Source organism: Phenylobacterium sp., from assembly GCF_036263695.1.
Lineage (GTDB): Bacteria > Pseudomonadota > Alphaproteobacteria > Caulobacterales > Caulobacteraceae > Phenylobacterium.
Genome location: NZ_DATAGM010000197.1, coordinates 1 through 2,258 on the forward strand (window position 1 = coordinate 1; position 2,258 = coordinate 2,258).

1 protein-coding gene is annotated in these 2,258 nt (G+C 69.0%); it reads left to right on the forward strand.

What is annotated here, in order from left to right; all coding sequences use genetic code 11:
- Positions 1-2,258 (forward strand): efflux RND transporter permease subunit (locus tag VHK87_RS08035; RefSeq protein WP_329634385.1); only part of this gene is annotated, 2,258 nt, incomplete at both ends.

Sequence of the window (2,258 nt, forward strand, 5' to 3'; positions counted from 1 at the left end):
CGCGGCGCCTCGGCCGAGGTGGTCGAGGAGCGGATCACCGAGGTGATCGAGCGGCAGGTCTCCGGCATCCAGGGCATCGACCGGGTGCAGTCCTCGTCCCGCGATGGCCGCAGCCAGATCAACATCTCCTTCATGTTGAACCGCAATCTGGACGATGCGGCCAACGACGTGCGCGACGCGGTCAGCCGGGTGACGGCCATCCTGCCCGAGCAAGCCGACCCGCCGCAGATCGCCAAGGCCAACGCCGACGCCGCGCCGATCATCTTCATCTCGTTCAGCTCGACGACGCTGAACCGCCTGCAGCTCACCGACTACGCCAACCGCTACTTGGTGGAGCGGATCTCGACCGTGCCGGGGGTGGCCCAGGTCAACGTCGGCGGCGCGCAGAACTACGCGATGCGGATCTGGCTGGATCCGGCGGCGATGGCCGCGCGGGGGATCACCGTCGACGACGTCGAGAACGCGCTGACCGCCAACAACCTCGAGCTCCCGGCCGGCTCGCTGGAAGCGCCGGCCAAGGACTTCACCATCCGGGTGAACCGAAGCTACGCCACGCCCGAGCAGTTCGCGCAGATGCCGATCACCGCGGCGTCGCAGCGGTCGGCGGCCTCCTCCGGCGCGGCCGGCGTGGGCGCGGCCACAGCCCTGGCCTCATCGCAGTACGTCGTGCGGCTGGGCGACATCGCACGGGTGGAAGAGGGGCCTGATGAGCACCGCCGCTCCTTCCGCTCCAACGGGCGCGAACAGGTCGGCATCGCGGTGACCCGGCAGAGCCAGGCCAACGACCTGGAGATCAGCCACGGCATCCGGGAGATCGTCCCGGAGATTAACCGCTCGCTGCCCGAAGGCACCCGCCTGGAAGTGGCGGTCGACTTCACCGTCTTCACCGAGCACGCCATCGAGGAAGTCTGGATCACCATGGGCATCTCCCTGGTGCTGGTGGCGCTGGTGAACTTCATCTTCCTCGGCACCTGGCGGGCGGCGCTGATCCCCTCGATCGTCGCGCCGATCTGCATCCTGTCGACCTTCATCGTAATGGCCCCGCTGGGCTTCTCGCTGAACCTGCTGACCCTGCTGGCCCTGGTGCTGTCCATCGGCTTGGTGGTCGACGACGCCATCGTGGTGGTCGAGAACATCCAGCGCCGGATCGACGAAGGCGAGCCGCCGGTGGTCGCCGCCCAGCGCGGCGCCCGTCAGGTGTTCTTTGCGGTGGTCGCTACGACCATCGTCCTGATTTCGGTGTTCGCGCCGCTGATGTTCCTGCCCGGCTATATCGGCCGGCTGTTCGTCGAGCTGGCGGTGGCCATCGCCGCGGCGATCGCCTTCTCGGCGCTGCTGGCGCTCAGCCTGTCGCCGATGCTGGCCTCCAAGCTGCTGCGCCCCGCGCAGGGCGAGGGCGCCGTCGCCCGGTTCGTGGACAACGGCATCCACAAGCTGCGCAATTCCTACCACGCCTCGCTGGAGAGCCTGCTCGGCAGGCGCTCGGCGACCTTCGCGGCGGGCGGGTTGGTGCTGTTCCTGTCGCTGGGGGCGGCGTTCATGTTCACGCAGCTGCCCCGTGAGCTGGTGCCCGAGGAGGACCGCAAGCGGGTCGAGCTGAACATCAACGCGCCGGAGGGCGCCGGCTACGACTACACCATGGCCGGGGCGCGGCAGGTCGAGGCCATCCTGCAGAAGTACCGCGCCCAGGGCGTGATCGAGCGCTATATCCTGGGGGTGCCGCGGTTCAACGGGAACCAGTTCAACGGCGGTTTCGGCAACGCGGCGCTGTTCGAAAACAGCAAGATGACCTCCAACGAGCTGGCGGCGCAGCTGAACCGCGAGTTCGCCCAGATCACCTCGATCCGGGCGATCGCCAACGTCCGTGGCGGCCTGCAGCGCGGCGGCCCCGGCGGCGGCGGGGGCGACGGGGTGCAGCTCATCGTCCTGGGCAACGAGTATCCGGAGATCGAGCAGCGCATCCGGCCGCTGCTGCAGGCGGCGGAATCCAATCCCGGCATGGCCCGGGCGCGGATCGACTATGAGCCCACCTCGCCGCGGGTGATCGTTGACGTGGACCGCGAGAAGGCCGCGGCGCTGGGCGTCTCGGCCCAGGCGGTCGGCCGGGCGCTGGAGACCAACTTCGGCTCGCGGCGGGTGACCACCTACATCAAGAACGGCCAGGAATACGACGTGCTGGTGCAGACGGAACGGGCCCAGCGCCAGACGGAGCAGGACATCGGGCAGCTCTATGTGCGCGCCCAGAGCGGCGAGCCGGT